The sequence below is a fragment of the Thermodesulforhabdus norvegica genome, from assembly GCF_900114975.1.
In the GTDB taxonomy this organism is placed as follows: Bacteria; Desulfobacterota; Syntrophobacteria; order Syntrophobacterales; family Thermodesulforhabdaceae; genus Thermodesulforhabdus; species Thermodesulforhabdus norvegica.
In genome coordinates, this window is sequence record NZ_FOUU01000002.1 from 46,649 (window position 1) to 64,525 (window position 17,877).

18 protein-coding genes and 2 tRNA genes are annotated in these 17,877 nt (G+C 50.2%); 8 read left to right on the top strand and 12 right to left on the bottom strand.

All coding sequences use genetic code 11. The features are described 5' to 3' along the window. The 3 genes from BM091_RS14060 to BM091_RS03795 form a co-directional block, all read left to right on the top strand. A partial coding sequence (locus BM091_RS14060) for a PD-(D/E)XK nuclease family protein (protein WP_218148800.1) occupies nucleotides 1-562 on the top strand: 562 nt, incomplete at its 5' end. 85 nt (nucleotides 563-647) lie between these two features. Then, nucleotides 648-1,382, top strand: a complete 735-nt coding sequence (locus tag BM091_RS03790) for an ABC transporter permease (RefSeq protein ID WP_093394259.1) — start codon at nucleotides 648-650, stop codon at nucleotides 1,380-1,382. A gap of 22 nt (nucleotides 1,383-1,404) precedes the next feature. Then, the gene (locus BM091_RS03795; RefSeq protein ID WP_093393617.1) at nucleotides 1,405-1,965 is read left to right on the top strand and encodes a YbhB/YbcL family Raf kinase inhibitor-like protein; all 561 of its coding nucleotides are present in this window, start codon (nucleotides 1,405-1,407) and stop codon (nucleotides 1,963-1,965) included. 6 nt (nucleotides 1,966-1,971) lie between these two features. Here the strand turns inward: BM091_RS03795 and BM091_RS03800 are convergent, their stop codons facing one another. From BM091_RS03800 to BM091_RS03845, 10 genes are read right to left on the bottom strand one after another with little or no spacing between them, the layout of a single operon-like run. Then, nucleotides 1,972-2,646, bottom strand: coding sequence for a DUF1614 domain-containing protein (locus BM091_RS03800; RefSeq protein WP_093393618.1), 675 nt, complete (start codon nucleotides 2,644-2,646; stop codon nucleotides 1,972-1,974). 20 nt (nucleotides 2,647-2,666) lie between these two features. Beyond that, nucleotides 2,667-4,253 carry a phosphoenolpyruvate carboxykinase (ATP) gene (gene pckA / locus BM091_RS03805; RefSeq protein ID WP_093393620.1) on the bottom strand — a complete coding sequence of 529 codons (1,587 nt, stop codon included), beginning with the start codon at nucleotides 4,251-4,253 and terminating at the stop codon, nucleotides 2,667-2,669. A gap of 2 nt (nucleotides 4,254-4,255) precedes the next feature. Next, nucleotides 4,256-4,825 carry a D-glycero-alpha-D-manno-heptose-1,7-bisphosphate 7-phosphatase gene (locus BM091_RS03810; RefSeq protein ID WP_093393621.1) on the bottom strand — a complete coding sequence of 190 codons (570 nt, stop codon included), beginning with the start codon at nucleotides 4,823-4,825 and terminating at the stop codon, nucleotides 4,256-4,258. Between the two features lie 15 nt (nucleotides 4,826-4,840). Then, complete coding sequence (locus BM091_RS03815; RefSeq protein WP_093393623.1) at nucleotides 4,841-5,842, bottom strand: queuosine 5'-phosphate N-glycosylase/hydrolase; 1,002 nt, start codon at nucleotides 5,840-5,842, stop codon at nucleotides 4,841-4,843. Continuing rightward, a complete protein-coding gene (locus BM091_RS03820) occupies nucleotides 5,811-7,769 on the bottom strand; it encodes a molybdopterin biosynthesis protein (RefSeq protein ID WP_093393624.1) in 1,959 nt (652 codons plus the stop codon). Before BM091_RS03820 ends, BM091_RS03815 begins: the two co-directional genes overlap by 32 nt. A gap of 12 nt (nucleotides 7,770-7,781) precedes the next feature. Then, nucleotides 7,782-8,591 (bottom strand): carbon-nitrogen hydrolase family protein, encoded by an 810-nt coding sequence (locus tag BM091_RS03825; protein WP_093393625.1) that lies wholly within the window; start codon nucleotides 8,589-8,591, stop codon nucleotides 7,782-7,784. Between the two features lie 19 nt (nucleotides 8,592-8,610). After that, nucleotides 8,611-9,390 carry an endonuclease/exonuclease/phosphatase family protein gene (locus tag BM091_RS03830; RefSeq protein ID WP_093393626.1) on the bottom strand — a complete coding sequence of 260 codons (780 nt, stop codon included), beginning with the start codon at nucleotides 9,388-9,390 and terminating at the stop codon, nucleotides 8,611-8,613. 3 nt (nucleotides 9,391-9,393) lie between these two features. After that, nucleotides 9,394-9,750, bottom strand: a complete 357-nt coding sequence (locus BM091_RS03835; protein WP_093393627.1) for a YkgJ family cysteine cluster protein — start codon at nucleotides 9,748-9,750, stop codon at nucleotides 9,394-9,396. A gap of 18 nt (nucleotides 9,751-9,768) precedes the next feature. Further along, nucleotides 9,769-10,596 carry a pyrroline-5-carboxylate reductase gene (proC, locus tag BM091_RS03840; protein ID WP_093393628.1) on the bottom strand — a complete coding sequence of 276 codons (828 nt, stop codon included), beginning with the start codon at nucleotides 10,594-10,596 and terminating at the stop codon, nucleotides 9,769-9,771. Nucleotides 10,597-10,622: 26 nt separating this feature from the next. Beyond that, nucleotides 10,623-11,882: a U32 family peptidase C-terminal domain-containing protein gene (locus tag BM091_RS03845; protein WP_093393629.1), complete on the bottom strand. Its 1,260-nt coding sequence runs from the start codon at nucleotides 11,880-11,882 to the stop codon at nucleotides 10,623-10,625. Nucleotides 11,883-11,977: 95 nt separating this feature from the next. Between BM091_RS03845 and dprA the strand changes: the two genes are divergently transcribed. The 5 genes from dprA to BM091_RS03870 are packed head-to-tail and all read left to right on the top strand — an operon-like array spanning nucleotide 11,978 to nucleotide 17,689. Further along, nucleotides 11,978-13,096, top strand: coding sequence for a DNA-processing protein DprA (dprA, locus tag BM091_RS03850; protein WP_093393631.1), 1,119 nt, complete (start codon nucleotides 11,978-11,980; stop codon nucleotides 13,094-13,096). Nucleotides 13,097-13,100: 4 nt separating this feature from the next. After that, nucleotides 13,101-15,377 (top strand): type I DNA topoisomerase, encoded by a 2,277-nt coding sequence (gene topA / locus BM091_RS03855; protein WP_093393632.1) that lies wholly within the window; start codon nucleotides 13,101-13,103, stop codon nucleotides 15,375-15,377. Nucleotides 15,378-15,404: 27 nt separating this feature from the next. Continuing rightward, nucleotides 15,405-16,178, top strand: a complete 774-nt coding sequence (locus tag BM091_RS03860; protein ID WP_093393633.1) for a prepilin peptidase — start codon at nucleotides 15,405-15,407, stop codon at nucleotides 16,176-16,178. Nucleotides 16,179-16,182: 4 nt separating this feature from the next. Next, nucleotides 16,183-16,986, top strand: a complete 804-nt coding sequence (locus tag BM091_RS03865) for an RsmE family RNA methyltransferase (RefSeq protein ID WP_093393634.1) — start codon at nucleotides 16,183-16,185, stop codon at nucleotides 16,984-16,986. Next, nucleotides 16,967-17,689, top strand: coding sequence for a hypothetical protein (locus BM091_RS03870; RefSeq protein ID WP_093393636.1), 723 nt, complete (start codon nucleotides 16,967-16,969; stop codon nucleotides 17,687-17,689). Before BM091_RS03865 ends, BM091_RS03870 begins: the two co-directional genes overlap by 20 nt. 2 nt (nucleotides 17,690-17,691) lie before the next feature. Here BM091_RS03870 and BM091_RS03875 read toward each other — a convergent pair. Together BM091_RS03875 and BM091_RS03880 are read right to left on the bottom strand one after the other, a co-directional pair. Continuing rightward, nucleotides 17,692-17,768 (bottom strand) — tRNA-His (locus tag BM091_RS03875). Nucleotides 17,769-17,776: 8 nt separating this feature from the next. Beyond that, nucleotides 17,777-17,853, bottom strand: a tRNA-Trp gene (locus BM091_RS03880). Nucleotides 17,854-17,877: the final 24 nt, after the last annotated feature.

Here is a 17,877-nt window from a genome sequence, read left to right on the forward strand (position 1 = left end):
GTGGGAGGAGCAGGTACGCAGGTGGCATGAGCAGGATAAGAAGTGGGAAGAGCAGGAAAAAAGATGGGAAGAACAAAATCGTAGGTGGGAAGAAAATCAGAAAGTTATCCACAAAATACTCAACCGCCTGGAAGCACTCGATCGAAAATTTGATTCAACCATTGGTGCTCTTGGCGCCAGGTGGGGGCTTTATACGGAGCAGTCCTTCAGAAATGCCCTAAAAGGGATTCTGGAAGAGTTCTTTAATGTCGAGGTTGTCGGAGTTACCGAATACGACGAAGAAGGCGAAGTATTCGGCAGACCTGATCAGATAGAGCTGGATCTGATAATAAAAGATGGTGTCTTGATCATATGCGAAATCAAATCGTCAATGAGCAAAGCGGATATGTACCTTTTCGAGCGTAAAGCGCGTTTTTACGAAAAGCGTCATGGGAAAAAAGCCCACAAGCTCATTGTAATATCGCCCATGGTGGATAAAAAAGCTCGTGAAGTAGCCGACAGGCTGGGAATTGAAGTTTACAGTTACGCAGAGGAAGCCGGTGAAGCCCTTTCGGAATTGTAATTTTCGGGAGTGGTAAATTCCTTTCAGAGATTGTGTCAGTAGGTGTCTTTGATGTTCGGGGTGGTGAAAATTAATGGGGATGTTTATGAGAGGGTGGAGTGCTGTATATTACAGAGAGATTCTTATCCTTCGTAAGCGGATTTTCCGTCAGATTGCATCCATGTCTGTTATGCCTTTACTCTACATTGTGGCCTTTGGGTACGGGCTTGGAAAAGATGTTACCGTAGCAGGCACAACTTATATGGCTTTTCTGCTTCCCGGCCTCGCCGCAATGAGCAGTATGATACAGGGATTTAACATAGCAAGCGAAATAAACATTACCCGTTTTTACTGGCGCGTTTTTGAAGAGTTTCAGGCCGCACCTCTGAGGAGTATTGCCTACGTTACGGCGGAAGTCCTTTACGGTATAACCAGGGCCATTCTCGGAGTGACGATCATTACCGGTCTGGGATGGATGTTCGGCATCCGCCTCTCCTACAACTTTTATTTCTGGTCGGCCATGACCCTGAATGCCTTCTTGTTTGCATCTTTGGCAGTAGCACTTGCGATGCTTGTCAGATCTCACGCCGATCAAGCTTTGCTGGTTAATTTCGTCATCACCCCGATGGGATTTCTCGGAGGAACTTTCTTCCCGGTTGAGAAGATGCCTTCCTGGGTTCAAAGCATTCTTTATTATCTTCCGATAACCCATGCAGCCAGGGCGATGAGAGATGCAGCTATGGGAAAAGTGCCCGATACTGAATCTTATGTGATACTGGCTGCAATGGGGGCGCTGTGTTTTGTCTGCGCCCTCATGTGTGTGGGTATGGCAAAGGAGTGAACCTTATCGGGAGGGATTTTTTATGTGTTCTTGCAGGATAAAATCAATAGTGTTTATATCGTGTTGCCTTCTGACGGTTTTAACGGCCTGGTCAACCCCTCTTATCGCATCAGATTTCGTTCTCGTCAGCCCTGATTTCCAGAACGGAAAAAGCCTTCCTGTATGGTCCGTGATGAAGGCAGCCGGAGGAGAGAATCTGTCACCTGCTCTTGAATGGAGTAATCCTCCTGAAGGGACCAGGTCTTTTGCCCTTGCCGTTATCGACGAACATCCCGTTGCACGCAGGTGGGTTCATTGGCTGGTTGTGAATATTCCTGCCGATGTCCGATCTTTAAAAAGAGGGGCTTCCTTAAAGGCAATGCCTGATGGGGCAACGGAGCTCAGAAATTCTTATGGCTTCATCGGTTACGGTGGGCCTCAACCCCCACCCGGCACCGGCCCTCATCGTTACGTCTTTACCGTTTACGCCCTTGATGTTGAAACAGTCACAGTGCCGGAGTCGCCTGACGCCGACGAATTTGAAAAAGCGGTAAAACCCCACGTTCTTGGTACGGCAAAACTCATTGGCATCTACGAAAGATGAAAGGGATCAGGCAAGTAGAACGGCTATGACTCCCGTTAGAAAAATTCCATCGAATGTTCCTGCACCGCCTATGGATACAACAGGAGCTCTGAGCTCCTGTATCCTTTTCAGGTTCAGGATGTCGGCGCCTATAAGTGTTCCCAGAGTACCTCCGATATAAGCCGTACCGGGAGCCCAGTCGGGAGCAAGAATCAATGCGACGATGGCGGCTACCAACGGGGGAATTAGCATGGGTGTTGCTATTCCAATTCCCGGTATAGGCCTTGCCATCTTGTGTACCACCGCCGTTACAATGATGACGGCAATTAGAGTTCTAAAGAAGACGGGTGATTGAAGCCATAGATGTAAAGATAATAGCACGGGGATTACGGCTCCCCCCACGTTCACTGCGATTATCATCTCTCTTTCATAAAACCACCTCGGCGGACGGTACCTGATTCCGAAAAAGGTGATAATGTCGAATTCAGGAACGTGATCGGCCACGCGAACACGCCTGATAGGTATGTTTATCATACTCCCAAGCATTGACAGCAGGAGCAGTAGAAAAAGCATGTCGGGAGGTATACCCAGCTTGGAAAAGGCAATGGTGATTATCCCCCATTTGACGAAAACGAAGAGCAGAAAAAGCAAAAAGAGAAAGATGATGAAAAAAAGGAACAGAAAAGGCGGGAAGAATAGCATAGCATTCTCCTGGAAGTAGGTCACATCACGTCTCTTACGGAAGGTTCTACGTGAGGAGCAAACTGACGGAAGTTATCTCGAAACAGGCCTTTTAACTTTGTCACCTGCTCTTCGTACCGTTTCAGGTTCTCCCAGGTTGCATAAGGTCTTAGCAGTTCGTCTGGAACTTCCGGGCAGGCCCTGGGTATGTAAAGACCGAAATAAGGTTCTTTCTCGAAAGGAACATTCTCGAGCATCCCGTCGAGAGCGGCGGTAACCATACTCCTCGTGTAACGGATGGGAATTCGTTCTCCTACACCGTAAGGTCCTCTAATCCATCCGGTATTGATAAGCCAGCAGTTCGGTTTATAAAGCTCGATCTTTTCCCTGAGAAGCTCTGCATATCGAAGGGGCGAAAGAATCATGAAAGGGGCTCCGAAACAGGTACTGAAGGTCGCAACGGGTTCAACTATACCGGCTTCGGTTCCCGCAACCTTGGCAGTGTACCCCGATAGAAAGTGATAAACTGCCTGCTCAACCGTCAATTTTGCGATAGGCGGCAATACACCAAAGGCATCACAGGTCAGCATGACAACATCGGTTGGATGGTCTGCCCGTCCGTCCTGCAAAGCATTGTCGATATAATGAATGGGAAAGGCTGCCCTTGTGTTCTCTGTTATGGACGCGTCATCAAGATCCAGCATTCTGGTTTCTTCATCGTAGATAACGTTTTCAAGGATGGTTCCAAACATCCTCGTGCATTTGTATATCTGTGGTTCCGCTTCGGGAGATAGCCTTATCACCTTTGCATAGCAGCCACCCTCAAAATTAAAAACCCCCTTTTCGGTCCACCCGTGTTCATCGTCCCCAACAAGGGCTCTGTTCGGATCTGCAGAAAGACTCGTTTTGCCTGTGCCTGACAGTCCGAAAAACACGGCAGAACGGCCGTTACGTCCAACGTTTGCCGAACAGTGCATGGGGAAAACACCCTGCTGGGGCATAAGGTAATTCATGATGGTGAAGATGGACTTTTTTATTTCGCCACCGTAACCGGTTCCACCGATTATGACAATTCTTCGGGCAAGATGAATTAGAATAAATGCTTCGGAAGCCGTTCCGTCTATGGCAGGATCTGCTTCAAAATTGGGTGCCGCAATTACTACAAACTCGGGCTTGAAAGTATCAAGATCGGAATTGCCTGGAATTCGCAGAAACATGTTATAGGCGAAGAGGCTCTGCCAGGCATGTTCCGTGATGACCCTTAAGGGCACCCGGTATTTCTCTTCAGCCCCCACATAGCAGTCCTGGACAAAAACTGACCGCCGTTCAAAGTAGGCCAGTAGCCTGTGCAGAAGATGTTCGAACTTCTCCGGATCGAAGGGTTTATTGATCTCACCCCACCAGATCTGACCCTCCGAAGAAGGCTCTTGTACTATAAACCGATCTCTTGGAGTACGACCTGTGTATTTGCCCGTTCTGACCACAAGAGGTCCCATGTGGGCGATCACTCCTTCTGAACGGCGAATGGCATGTTCATAAAGCTTAGGCGGGCAAAGGTTTCTATGAACAGATTTCAGGTTTCGGAACCCATGACAGGCAAGAATCTCCCGGTCTTTGTCCAGATCCATATTCAATCTCCCTGTAGCCTAAACTTTGTAATCAGGCTCACCGCCTCAAGCAAGTTTTGCACTTCAAAGCGGTTTTTCGGGGTTCTCCTTCCTTTACGAACAATCCTTATGCCCCTGCATCCTGCCTGAGTAGCGGCTTCCATATCCGTCTTTCTGTCACCTATAAAGAAGCACTCTAAAGAGGGGATGTCAAAGTTAGAAATAGCTTCCACTAACATTCCCGGTCTGGGTTTTCTGCAAAAACAGTTGTCTTCAGGCCTGTGAGGGCAATAAAAAACTGCAGCCGGTGGGCACCCGTAAAAACTGAGCCTTTTTATCATAATGTTGTGAATCTTCTGGAAGTTATCCCAGCTTATAATGCCACGACCCAGACCCGACTGATTGCTTATGATGATCAGCTGAAAGCCCAGTTGCAGAAATAGTCGCAGTGCCGTAGCTGCTTCCGGGTAGAGAACAAACTCATCCGGCCTTTTTACATAGTATTCTCGATCTTCGTTTATTACTCCATCCCTGTCCAGAAATATGGTTTTTTTCCGGAGCCTTATACGAATGGGATCAATCCAGACTATCATTTTTTGACCCGGAGTTCAGTAAAAAACGGTTCTACATCGATGATAGGGGTATCGTCGGAATTCGTCTTTCTGGCCCAGCTCCCAAAGATGATGATCAATTTCCAGGCTGGTTACAAAAATACCCCTTTTTTCAAGGAATTCCCGGATTTTCTCTACTGCCACCACTGTAGCCGACCTTATCTCCACTTCTTCCGGGCTACCCGGTTTAAGGTAATCAAGTGAATCAATTCTTCTGGCAAGCTCATCAGAATATTGAATAACTCCAAGAACCCGTAAAACCTGAGGAAGTTTGTAATCGGCACAGGCGGTCAGAAGGTGAATGTCCTTAAATGCCCCCGGCCCCTTTCCTTCAAAGGCATGGAAAATGTCCGAAGCCAGAATCTGGGCCCTCTTCCAGAAGTAAACCTTGCGGCCGTCATAAGATGCCTCATCGCGAAAGGATGAAAAGCTGTCCACGACGAGCCTTACAAGGGATGCGCTGCTCTGGCGGGCTTCTTCAACCATGGACATCACGCTTCCGTTCCACTGTTCAAGCAAAACCCTTCCGAGCTCGCGAAGATTCTGAACCCGCTGCTCCATCAAAGGCAGATCGCCCTTTCCTCGAAAGATCCACTTAACCGTTTGTATGTCGATGTCGGCAAGAAACGCTGGATCCGTTACGGGGACGGCTTCTTCGATTGCCCGCTTCAGGCTGGCCGCAAGGGCCATATAGCCCGAGAAATTTTTTCCCCGGTACACTACCGTCCAGGCAGGCTTTCCCGGATCCGGCCAGAAGCAGAAATTCAGAGTGTCAAGCACAAATATCCAGAAAAGAGTTTTTTCGGTACCGTCGAAGAAGTGGACTTCGTTATGCCATTGAATCGGATTGAAGGATCTTTCCCAGCGATCTGCCAGTTCCTTTATCGCTTCGATGTTTATTTGAACATGGCGGGCACGCTCCATAACCCATGACGCCGAAACCCTTACCGGAAAGGATTCTAAATTCTCAATCCCGTCTTTCCACCCACTCTGTTCCATTCCAGATACCCCTCACGGTTCCGGAGTTTGAAGGGTCGTATCCGCCGAGATCCCGAACAATGCCACGAAACCGATCCGATGAGACGATGTCCAGGAGTGTTCGAATTTTTCGATCTTCCCACATGTCCTCACGTATGATCAGGTCGTAACGCTCCTCGGTAACGGGAACGAAATCCAACTCCAGTGCTCTGGCGGCGGCAAATATGCCCATTCCGGCATCCGCCCTGCCGCTGACCACCGCAACGGCAACGGCCATGTGAGTGTACTCTTCCTGATCGTAGCCCTTTATCGACTCGGGCTGAATGCCGGCTTTTTCAAGCTCGTAGTCAAGAAGAATTCTGGTTCCGGCACCACCCTGGCGGTTTATGAATGTCACATCACCCCGGGCCAGATCTTTTACGTCCCGGATGTTCTTGGGGTTGCCTTTTTGAACTATAAATCCCTGTTGCCTTTTTGCCAGCTCGATCAGTCTTACCGGAATGCCTTTAAGGTATTGTTCCACATAAGAGAAGTTGTAGGATCCGTCGGCTGTGTTCAGAAGATGTGATCCGGCAAGATGGGCTAAACCACGACGGAGAGCCATCAGCCCCCCAAGGCTTCCCACGTTGCTCGAAACCAGCCGTATCCTGCTGTCTGCCCTTTTCAATTCACTGGCAAGTACGTCTATCGTATTATCGTGGCTTCCGATCATAAGAAGATTCCAGTCGACTGAGTACTCCGGTCGAAGCAGTTCCACCTTCACCGTTTCTCCATCCCGGAAGCCTTCCTTTTCCTGAGAAACCACCACAATGCCATCGGCCCTGGTAAGAGACGTAATAACTCCGGCGCCTCTCTGAATGGGCATGGCTACAAGCCTGTCGGCAACCCTCCCGACAATTACCCGTACGAACTCATCTAGGCCGAGCTTTGAAGCTATTTTGCGTCCCACGACGGCATCGACATATTTCTTTGCAGGAGGCCATATTCCTTGAAGCTGCCACAGAAGAGGGCGAACGAACTGATCAAAGGCAAGCAAAGCGGATACGGGATACCCGGGGAGTCCCACGACGGGTTTTCCGTCAATTTCTCCCAGAACCACCGGCTTTCCGGGCATCATCGTAACGCCGTGTACCAGCACGCGGCCAAGTTCATCGACTATCTGAGCCGTATAATCCTCACTTCCGGCAGAAGAACCGGCGTTGATTATGAGCAGGTCCACCTCCGACTTCAGGGCTTTCTTAACCGCTTCCGATATTGCATCTTTTTCGTCAGGCACGATTTCCTGCAGGATCCCAAGAGCATTACATTCTTCGACCATTGCTTTTATCATTGTTCCGTTGAATTCTATAATGTCTCCCGGCTTAAGCAGGTCGGCTTTTGAAGGAGGTACGAGTTCACTGCCCGTGGGTTGAATCCATACCAGGGGTTTTCTGTAAACCTTCACCGTTTTTATACCGGCCGCAAGCAGGCATGCCAGATCGGCCGGTTTCAACAGATGCCGTTCCGGAAGAATGAGTTCACCCGCTACTATATCTTCACCGACCTTCCGCACATGTTGCCATGGATAAGCAGGGCTTCTTATCTCTATTTCGTCTTCCTTTATCGGGAATACGTGCTCTATCATTATGACGGCATTCGTGCCGTCGGGTAGAGGATCTCCCGTGTCCACCGGGAAGGCTTCTGAGCCGACTTTAAGGCGAAGAGGTTTCACATCAGAGGCTCCGAAGGTTAATGCGGCATCGACGGCGTAGCCGTCCATTGCGGCCCCGTGATAATGAGGAACCGATCTTCTGGCAAAAACCGGAGAAGCGGTAACGCGGTTTAGAGCCTCCGTCACTTCTATTTCTTCGATTCCGGTTCTTGTGGCTTTAAAGCGATCCGTCCATATATCTTGAGCTTCCTTGAGGGTTTTCATCCTCAGGTAAACTTTTCTTGCTTTCCGCTCCATCTCCCGTCCTCATCAATCCGGCAGTCCGAATCTTTTACGGAATTCTCCTCGGAACCGCCTGCAAGTTCTCAAATCCACTTCCACGATTTTGACGCATTCGAACTCATCGAGTTCCACCGTTACCCACTCCTCAAGGGTGTCCAGACTGCGGATCCAGCGCCTGAAGTGATCCTTGTCCAATAGCCTTGGCGGCTGTATTACAAAGCTGTGGCCTCCAAAGTGATGAATCTTTCGGCCCCGAAAGTGGGCATTAAAGCTTGCAGTGTTAACGCCTACAACGGGAACGAAGTGATCGAAAGCACGCACCAGAGCCCCGCATTTCCAGTGACCTCTCAACAATGGAAATATACTGGGATTGAAAATCACGTCCACTTCTTGTTTCGCCAGTTGCCTCGCTGCTTCGGGATGACCCCAGAAGTCTATACAGATAGGTATGCCGATTTTCCCGAAGTCGGTTACGAAGGCTCTGTAGGTACCGTCACCCGGGCTTATGCCGAAAAGGTTTCTTTCCAGACTTCCGACACAGAGTTTCCTCTGGCGTCCCAGTATCCGGCCTTCCCGGTCGAAAAGAGTTGCCGTGTTGTACCAGAGGCCGTTGTCCTCTTCCACAAGCCCCGCCACCACGTAAGCCCTGAGGCGACGGGCCGCCTTGGCAAGCTCTTCTTCTCCCTGAAAGGGGAAATACTCCGGAAGACAGACCACATCCAGTTGCTCGCCCCTGCACTGGTCAAGCAGGAAGAGAGCGTGTACCACATTATGAGGATCGTCATAAGAAGGGTATGGTTTAGGCTGAACTATGGCAACCTTTATCAAATCCTTCATGGGTATCAACTCCGGATAACTAACTCAGATCCTTGGGAGCAAGATCAACATAGTAGGGGAAATGGTCTGAAGGATACTTTCCGTCTGCCGAGTCTCGAACGATCTCCCCGTTTAAGACCATAAAGTGAGGGCTTACAAGAATCCAGTCTAGTCTCCCTTTGTCGGGGTTCCCTTCAAAGTCGTGATGCGTCATGGCAAGTTCATCCTCGGGAAACCCCAGGGACTTCCAGGTATCCTCCAGGGAAGAAGAACAGAGGATGGAATGGACGTTACCGTCCGGCTGTTCGTTAAAGTCTCCCATAATTATGCAGGGAGTGTCCTGGCTTTTGTACCAGTCCGCTATCATCATGGCCTGGCGGGACCTGGCTCGATCCGATCTGTTGTCAAGGTGCGAAACACCCGCTGTTACTACCTGTGGAATTTCTTTTATCCGGAATTGCCCGTAGCTAAACATGCGGGGAAATGCGCTTCCCCAGTCTTTACTGCGGTGAACACCCGGAGTGGTCGAAAGCCAGAATTCCGAATTGCCCAGACATTCGACGGTATCCCGCCTGTAAACCAATGTGGGATACTGGCACGTATCGTCCCAGACACGGTTTTTCAAACAAAATCCGTAACCGGGAAGCAGCTCTCTAAGATCGAAGATCTGCCTCCATGTGGCTTCCTGAAGACCGACGATGTCCGGGTGATAGCGCTCGATCACGGAGGCTACCATTTCCCTGCGATAGCCCCATCTACGCTCACCATCCTCGGGGTTGTCAAAACGAATATTGAACGTCATCGCTCTTATGACCTGCATCTCTTACCGCCTTTCCTCCGAAAAGTGGAGATAATAGAGGTGAAGAAGTTCTTCTTCTTCCTCAAGGGATAGTAGCCTTTCCGGCCTGTAGTTTTCAATACACATGTAGTTGGGGGAGGTTCCATATAGACGGCAGATAAAGGGCCTTACAGGGTAAATGCTACAGCCTCTTTCGGTAACGTAAGGGCATCTGGTACCCGTTGCTTCTTTCACGGACATACCCTTTTCTTTCAAATAGGCCTTTATGCGCTCGTCTTCCACAGGAGTTCTGGAGGGAACCCCGAAATTCTCGCAGCAGGTAATGCATCCTGGCGGGCACGGTACCCTGGGTATCATGGCGTAGAGATCATCGATCTCCATGACGGCCTCCTTTTCGGCCTATGTGCCGAGTTCCTTCGACCTCCTTGCGGCTGCCATCACCGCATCAAAGATGTTTCCTCTAAACCCGGCGCACTCCAGTACCCTCAACCCGTGAATGGTGGTGCCGCCGGGAGATGTTACCATATCTTTTAAGTCGGCGAAGTGTTTATTCGTCTCCTGCACAAGGGCAACGGTACCGGCAACGGTGTGCAAAACGAGCTCTCTGGCAAGCGGCCTCGGGAGTCCTGTAAAAACTCCGGCATCCGTCAGAGCCTCCAGAAAGAGCAAAACATATGCGGGGCCACTTCCACTTAAACCGGTCACCGCATCCATGAGTTTCTCTTCCACTTCGCAGGCAAAGCCCACCGATTGAAATATTTTCAGAGCCCACTCCATCTGATGATCTCTTACGTGGGCGTTTCTCGCAAGGGCGGACGCTCCTTTTAGAACCAGAGCGGGCGTGTTTGGCATGACCCGAATTAAAGGAACGCCCTCCGGAAGTCTCTCTTCGAGATAGCCCAGAGATATACCTGCGGCTATAGAGATCATCAACGGATATGCTCCGGATTCATACACATTTTTGAGGGTAGTGCTTATTTCATCCAGAACTTCGCTCATGTTCTGAGGTTTCACGGCCAGAACGACGGTTCCCGCCCGTATCACGACCTCGCTCAGGCTTTCGGCAATCGTGACATTGTATCGGTTCCTGAGATCTAAACTTTTCTCCCTTATCACATCGTACACAATGATGTTCTCCGGGCCGGCACAGCGGGCCTTTACGATACCCCCTATGAGGGCACTGCCCATATTTCCGGCTCCGATAAATCCGATTACTCCAGCAGACATCGGTGTCTCCCGCTTTTCCTGAGTGTTTATGTTTTCAACCTTATTACCTGATACGGAAAGGTCGTACATTCAACCGGAATCCTGACGATCATACCGGGATGAGCTCTTTTCAGCAAGCTTCCCTGAAGAGTTTCCATTGCCTTAAGTTTCTCACCGTGAACCGAACCATCGGGAAACAGAAATTCCAGCTCGTTACCTATATCAAGAGTGTGTCTCACCTGAATGCAAATTTCACCTCTTGAGGAAAGTCCAATATCGTCGAAATCGGGCCGATCTTCAGGCCGGGGTATGACGATACCGGCAAGTGCCCGGATTCTGCTATAAGAGCTGCTTTTTTCTTCGGTTAAGCTTCCGTAGTCGGGAAACAGAAATCCCGTCGTGTAGGGCCGATGGCTTACCATTTCCAGCTCTTTGCGCCAGCTCTTCAACTGCCGCTCATCAACGCTTCCGCAGGTCCATGCATCGATGGCCCTCCGATAAACATTGGTTACCGTTGCGGCGTAAAGAAAGCTTTTACGGCGGCCTTCAATTTTTAGGGCGTGAACGCCCAGCCGAATGATGTCGCCGACCTTTTCCAGAAGGCATAGATCGCGGGAATTGAGAATGTAAGACTCGCTGCCTTCCTGGATCAGCGTCAGGGGTTCGTCAGGTCGCCCGGGCTCTACAAGCAAGTAAGACCACCGGCACGGATGAGCGCACTTTCCCAGGTTTGCACTCCTGTTGGTAAAGAGGGCGCTCAGAAGACATCTGCCGCTGTAAGAAACACACATGGCCCCGTGGACGAATATTTCCACTTCCACAGGGGGATCCTCGCAGATTTCTCTTAACTCGTCGTAGGACAGTTCTCTTGCTAGATTAACCCGACTTACCCCGACTTCTTTCCAGAAAAAAAGGCTCTCTTTATTGGTGGTGTTGGCCTGTGTGCTGAGATGAACGGGCAGGTCAGGAGCATATCTTTTACAAAGCCTTATGACTCCGGGGTCGCTGACTATAATGCCGTCGGGCTTAAGATCGCTGAGATACTCAAGCCAGGAGGGTATGATTTTTATGTGTTTATTCCGGGCAAAAACGTTTAAGGCGACGTAGACTCGTTTCTTCTTTTTTCGGGCATAATAAACGAGATGGGCAATTTCCTCATCGCCCAGGTTGGCCTTGCCGTCTCTGAGACTGAGTTCGGGAATGCCCGTATATACCGCATCGGCTCCGTAAATGATTGCAATGATGGCCGATGTAAGGCTGCCTCCCGGCGCAAGTAGTTCGGGTTTTTGCGTAATTCTTTCCTTCATTCCTGATTTCACCGTCGATCTGTTAAGAAATTTGACAAACCCTTTGCGGCTTTGTAGTTAACATTGCTTACACAAATTGAGCAAGGGTTGTTAATGTGGTGAAGGGCGGTATTGATAGATTTAAAGGGTACGAACGCCGCAGGGCATGGCTTACACTGGCACTGACTCCCGGTGTGGGTTCCCGTACTCTCTGGAAGCTTTACAGGCGATTTGGGGATCCCGCTTTAATTATTAAAGCCTCCGCTGAGGAGTTAAGAGGTCTTTCCGGAGTCAATTGGACGGTAATCCAGGCTATTTTAAAAAAGCAGACTATTCGTGATGTTGATGACGAAATCACGAGGCTTAATGCTCTGGGGATTGATTTTGTGTGCTGGGAAGATGAAAATTACCCCGAACCGCTCAGATACATTCCCGACCCGCCGCTTTATCTTTTTGTAAGCGGTGGGTATCAACCTGAAGACGCACTGGCCGTAGCCATTGTGGGTACCAGATATCCCTCGCCTGGGGGGATTGCCATGGCGGAACGGCTTGCTATGGGGCTTGCTTCCGCAGGAGTTACCGTGGTAAGCGGTCTGGCAGTCGGAATAGACGGTGCGGCTCACAGGGGTGCCCTGAAAGCAGGGGGTAGAACCATAGCCGTACTGGGATGTGGCATCGATGTGCCCTATCCAAGGCATCACGTTGAGCTGAAAAACCGGATAACCCGCTCGGGCGCCGTGATATCAGAGTATCCCCTGGGGACATACCCCGAAAAATGGCGGTTTCCCTTGAGGAACAGAATTGTGAGCGGGCTTGCTCTGGGTGTGGTTGTGGTGGAAGCCGGGCCGAGAAGCGGCGCTCTCATAACCGCGCGTCTCGCCCTGGAGCAGGGCAGGGAAGTATTCGCCGTCCCGGGAAATCCCGGAGATTATCGGAGCATTGGTACAAACAACCTCATCAAAGAGGGGGCGGTACTTGTTGAAACCGTTGAGGACATTTTTCGGGAACTTGAAATACTCAGACCTTCCGGTGAAGTTGAGAAAAAGGGTAACGATGGCGATAACGAGCTGGAACAAAAAATATTAAAAATGCTTGAAGAAGAACCCCGTCATGTCGATGTATTGTGTAGAATGTTAAACTTGCAACCCCAGGAACTCTTACCGGTTCTTACGATGCTGGAGATGAAAGGTAAGGTTTCCAGACTGGCGGGCAATTTTTTCGTTCGGAGAAGGTAGCGACATGGGGAAGTCCTTGTTGATTGTGGAGTCACCAACCAAGGCGAAGACTCTTAACCGATATCTGGGAAGGGACTTTGTCGTTAAGGCTTCAAAAGGCCATATCAAGGATCTACCGGAAAATAAGCTCGGTGTGGATGTAAGCAACAACTTCAGAGCCGACTACGTTATCATACCGGGTAAGGAAAAGATAGTTCGTGAGTTGCGAAAGGCCGCAAAAGAGGTCGATAGGATTCTTCTGGGACCCGATCCTGATAGAGAAGGCGAGGCCATAGCCTGGCACATAAGTGAAGAAATTGCCGGTAACGGAAAGCGCAGGAAAAAGGAAATACTTCGTGTGCTTTTTTACGAGCTTACGCGAAAGGGGATAGCCGAAGCTCTGGAACGCCCGACCCAGCTCAACCGCAATCTCTACGAGGCCCAGCAGGCCAGGCGAATTCTTGATCGGCTGGTCGGGTATCTGATTTCTCCAATACTGTGGCAGAAGATCAGGCGGGGGCTCAGTGCCGGAAGGGTCCAGTCTGTGGCCTTGAGGCTTGTTTGCGAACGAGAACGGGAGATTCAGCAGTTTGTACCCAGAGAATACTGGACGATTGAGGCTCTTTTCAGAAAGCAGGATAACGACTCTCCCATCAGTGCAAAGCTCATAAGCCATGAAGGCAGGAAGATAAATATCGCCAATGCCGAAGATGCCAGAGCTCTGGGGGATTTTTTTAGATCTCTGGAAGACTACATTGTCGCCGGTATCGAACAGAAGAAACAGCGACGGAATCCTCCTCCGCCTTTCATCACCAGCACACTACAGCAGGAAGCTTCAAGGAAGCTGGGTTTTTCTCCGAAAAGAACGATGACCATTGCCCAACAGCTTTACGAGGGTGTGGAACTTCCCGAAGAGGGTTCCGTGGGCTTGATCACTTACATGAGAACGGACTCCACCCGTATATCCCAGGAGGCCGTGGCGGCCGCAAGGGAATACATCGCCGAAACCTGGGGGAAGGAATATCTTCCGGGAAAAGCTAGAGAGTTTAAGAGCAAGGCGGGTGCACAGGATGCTCACGAGGCCATCCGGCCGACCGACGTCTTCAGGGTGCCGGAAGCCTTGAAGCCCCATCTGACGGCCGATCAGTACGCTCTTTACGAATTAATCTGGAAACGCTTTGTGGCATGCCAGATGAAGCATGCCGAGATTCTGAGGACTTCTGTTGATATCTCCTCTCGCCAGTACCCCAATTCGGTCTTTCGTGCGACCGGATCGGTTATAACCTTCCCGGGATTTATGGCCCTTTATGTGGAAGAAGGAGATGATGAGGATGCCGAGAACGGATTGCTGCCGATTCTGTTAGAAGGCCAACCCCTGCAATTGCTACAGCTCGAAGAAAAACAACACTTTACCCAGCCTCCACCCCGCTACACGGAGGCCAATCTCGTAAAAGAACTGGAACAAAACGGAGTAGGGCGACCCAGTACTTATGCCACCATCGTTTCCACCATTCAGGAACGAGGCTATGTTGTTAAGGAAGGAAAGGCTCTGAAGCCTACGGAACTCGGTTTTGTGGTCAACGATGCGCTGGTTCAGCACTTTCCGGAAATCGTAGATATTGCCTTCACGGCAGAAATGGAAGCCAAACTGGATCGCATCGAGCAGGGGGATTACTCGGCCCTGGGACTCCTTCAGGAGTTTTACTCTCGCTTTAAACCAATGCTCGATGATGCAAAGGCAAAGATGGAAAATCTGCGGAAAAGCGGAATCCCTTCCGGTGTCGAATGTCCCAGGTGCGGGAACCCTCTGGTGATCAGGCTGGGTCAGAATGGATCGTCCTTTTTGTCCTGCCATCAGTGTGGCTTCACGTCAGATTACGAAAGAGACGAAAAGGGTAATATCCGGGTTGTGGAGCCTGAAAAGACCGATAAAGTGTGCGAAAAGTGCGGCAGACCCATGCAGATCAAGCATGGGCGTTTCGGAGCTTTTCTCGCCTGCACCGGCTACCCCGAATGCAAAAACACACAGCCTTTAGGACTGGGAATAAACTGTCCCGCCGATGGTTGTGACGGCGAAATCGTCGAAAGGCGGTCTAAAAAGGGAAGAGTATTTTACGGTTGTTCCCGTTATCCGGCATGCCGCACCGTCTTTTCCAGCAAGCCCGTTTCCCATCCCTGCTCGAAATGTGGATATCCCGTTACTCTTTTGCGCGTTACCAGGAAACAGGGATCAAAGCTGGTGTGCCCCCGTAAGGAGTGCAAGCACAGTGAGCCGATTGATGAAAGTACACCATCTATGTAAGCCTTCGTTTTGACGGGGAAAGTTATCATGAGTGTACTGCCCTTCATAACAGTGGCTCTTTTTGGGGCCGTGTTGGGAAGTTTTTTTAACGTATTGATTTACAGAGTCCCCAGGGGTATGTCCATCGTAAGGCCCCGGTCATCCTGTCCATATTGCAACAGTGCCATTGCCTGGTACGATAACATTCCGATATTAAGCTATATTCTGTTGGCGGGAAGGTGTAGAAGCTGTAAGAAATTCATATCTCCTCGTTATCTTGTGGTCGAAATCGTTACTTCTTTTGCCCTCTGCTTCGCTTTTTTCAGGAACGGATTGAGCCCTCAGTTTTTCGTCGAATCCCTCTTCTTTTCTCTGCTTATTCTGGTTACCTTTACGGACCTTGAAACCTTTTTAATCCCCGACCTTTATTCCATAGGGGGAATCTTTCTGGGACTTGCTCTAAGTGGTTTCAACCCTCAGGTTACCTGGAAGGAAGCACTTGTGGGGGTGTTGATCGGAGCCGGGGTGCTCCTTGCAATTGCCTGCGGCTACGGTAAAATTCGAGGTCACGAAGGCATGGGCGGTGGAGACATTAAACTTCTGGGTATGATCGGGGCTTTCACCGGATGGAAAGGGGTTATAATCGCCCTTTTCGTCTCTGCTCTCTCGGGCCTGGCCGCAGGTCTCATTGTGATGGCCGTCAAAAGACAGGGCTTAAAAACGGCGATACCCTATGGCCCCTTTCTCGCCCTGGGCGGTCTCGTTGCCTATCTGTGGCAGAAGGAAATAATTCACGCTTACCTCACACTGGGAAGCTGGTAAGAGCGTGACGCGATGTACCTTTTTTTGTGAGAAGATTGATCCGGGCAGAAGACTCATTGAGCTGTCTAGAGAGGTATCCCATCATGTTGTGAGGGTACACCGGCGTCGTTCCGGCGATCGGATTGAGCTTATTGACGGGCATGGCGGCCGATGGGTGGCCGAAATTGTGAGCATTTCACGATCGGACGGTCGGGTGACGGTTAGCCTGATCGAAAAAATCGATGCTGTTAACGAATCCCTGTTGAACCTTGTACTCCTTAGCGCCCTGGCCCGGCCGGAAAAAATGGATCTTTTGGTAAGGCAAACGACAGAGCTGGGTGTTAAAGCTCTCGTTTTTTTCCCGGCTCGCATGAGTATACCGATGACGACGGAGCGGGCTACCGGAAAGGTGAAAAGATGGAAGAAGATTTCCAGAGAGGCTCTTTGCCAATGCGGTAGGAGTGTGGAGCCACAGATCCTGTTTGTTAATTCTCTTGCGGAAGCCATCGGATATGCTAAAGAATACTTACAAAAGTGGGAACGGGCTCTGAAGCTTGTGGCTTTCGAGAAGGAAAGGAATGTGTCCCTGAAAGATCTTGCAGATGAATATGAAAAGGTCTCCGAGGTATGTTGCTGCCTGGGACCCGAAGGGGGATGGGGTGAGGATGAATTGTGCTCTTTGATCGATGCCGGTTTTTTGAGCATCGGCCTTGGACCCAGAATATTACGTTATGAAACTGCCGGTGTTGTTCTGGCCGGTTTGTGTCAATATTTGTGGGGAGACCTGGGAAGTAAAGAAGGAGTCGGTTATGAGATGTCCCGGTTGTAAGTACATAACTTTCGATCACCTGGATGTGTGCCCTAAATGTGGTGCGGATCTGTCGCAGGTCGGATCTAAACTTTTTCAGTTTCGGGGAGAGCCGCGATATTCGATATGGATGTGGCTTCAGGTTCCTGCCGGTGAAGCCAAGCGGGAAAGAGATCAGGGGGTGGAGCTTGGGGTTTCGATTGAAGATGGTTCCCTTCCTGAAGCGGCCGAAAGTATAACAGATGAGGACGATCTGGTGCTGGTTGTTGACGATGACCTGATTGAGGTGGCTCCTGTCGAGGAGGATACCGTGAAAGCCGAACCGGAACCTGTTAAGGCTGTAGATACCGTAGATATTGAGCTTTCAGTGTTTGAAAGGGAAGCTGATGCTTCCGACAGGGTGGAAATAGACAGAGGGCCGGAGCCGAAGGCCGACGACGAAGACAATCTGGATGAGATACTGGCCGGGCTTGGAGAAGGAGAAGACGAGGATATAGGCGAGATTATCGAGGATCTCGAAGGGGAAAAGAATGAAGCCGACGTGACGGATAAACCCGTCGTAGAAGAATCTATAAAGATAACCCGGCCGGAAATAATTGCAGAAGAAACTTCGGAAGAAACCGATGAGAACCTGGATATCGAGATTACCGATGTGGACGATCTGGAGATCGATTTTGAAGATCTCGAGGTGATCGAAGAGGAAGACGGGAAAGACAAACATTAAGATGGGGTGGATGAGCGGACTCGAACCGCCAGCCTCTGGGGCCACAACCCAGTGCTCTGACCTGTTGAGCTACATCCACCACCCAGATGGCAGGCCAGGAGGGATTCGAACCCCCAACCCCCGGATTTGGAGTCCGGTGCTCTAGCCGTTCGAGCTACTGGCCTGTAAAACACTATCTATATAACGAT

Coding starts and splice junctions, on each gene's coding strand:
- BM091_RS03790 (WP_093394259.1), top strand. CDS start 648: ATGAGAGGGTGGAGTGCTGTATATTACAGAGAGATTCTTATCCTTCGT.
- BM091_RS03795 (WP_093393617.1), top strand. CDS start 1,405: ATGTGTTCTTGCAGGATAAAATCAATAGTGTTTATATCGTGTTGCCTT.
- BM091_RS03800 (WP_093393618.1), bottom strand. CDS start 2,646: ATGCTATTCTTCCCGCCTTTTCTGTTCCTTTTTTTCATCATCTTTCTC.
- pckA (WP_093393620.1), bottom strand. CDS start 4,253: ATGGATCTGGACAAAGACCGGGAGATTCTTGCCTGTCATGGGTTCCGA.
- BM091_RS03810 (WP_093393621.1), bottom strand. CDS start 4,825: ATGATAGTCTGGATTGATCCCATTCGTATAAGGCTCCGGAAAAAAACC.
- BM091_RS03815 (WP_093393623.1), bottom strand. CDS start 5,842: ATGGAACAGAGTGGGTGGAAAGACGGGATTGAGAATTTAGAATCCTTT.
- BM091_RS03820 (WP_093393624.1), bottom strand. CDS start 7,769: ATGGAGCGGAAAGCAAGAAAAGTTTACCTGAGGATGAAAACCCTCAAG.
- BM091_RS03825 (WP_093393625.1), bottom strand. CDS start 8,591: ATGAAGGATTTGATAAAGGTTGCCATAGTTCAGCCTAAACCATACCCT.
- BM091_RS03830 (WP_093393626.1), bottom strand. CDS start 9,390: ATGCAGGTCATAAGAGCGATGACGTTCAATATTCGTTTTGACAACCCC.
- BM091_RS03835 (WP_093393627.1), bottom strand. CDS start 9,750: ATGGAGATCGATGATCTCTACGCCATGATACCCAGGGTACCGTGCCCG.
- proC (WP_093393628.1), bottom strand. CDS start 10,596: ATGTCTGCTGGAGTAATCGGATTTATCGGAGCCGGAAATATGGGCAGT.
- BM091_RS03845 (WP_093393629.1), bottom strand. CDS start 11,882: ATGAAGGAAAGAATTACGCAAAAACCCGAACTACTTGCGCCGGGAGGC.
- topA (WP_093393632.1), top strand. CDS start 13,101: ATGGGGAAGTCCTTGTTGATTGTGGAGTCACCAACCAAGGCGAAGACT.
- BM091_RS03860 (WP_093393633.1), top strand. CDS start 15,405: ATGAGTGTACTGCCCTTCATAACAGTGGCTCTTTTTGGGGCCGTGTTG.
- BM091_RS03870 (WP_093393636.1), top strand. CDS start 16,967: ATGAGATGTCCCGGTTGTAAGTACATAACTTTCGATCACCTGGATGTG.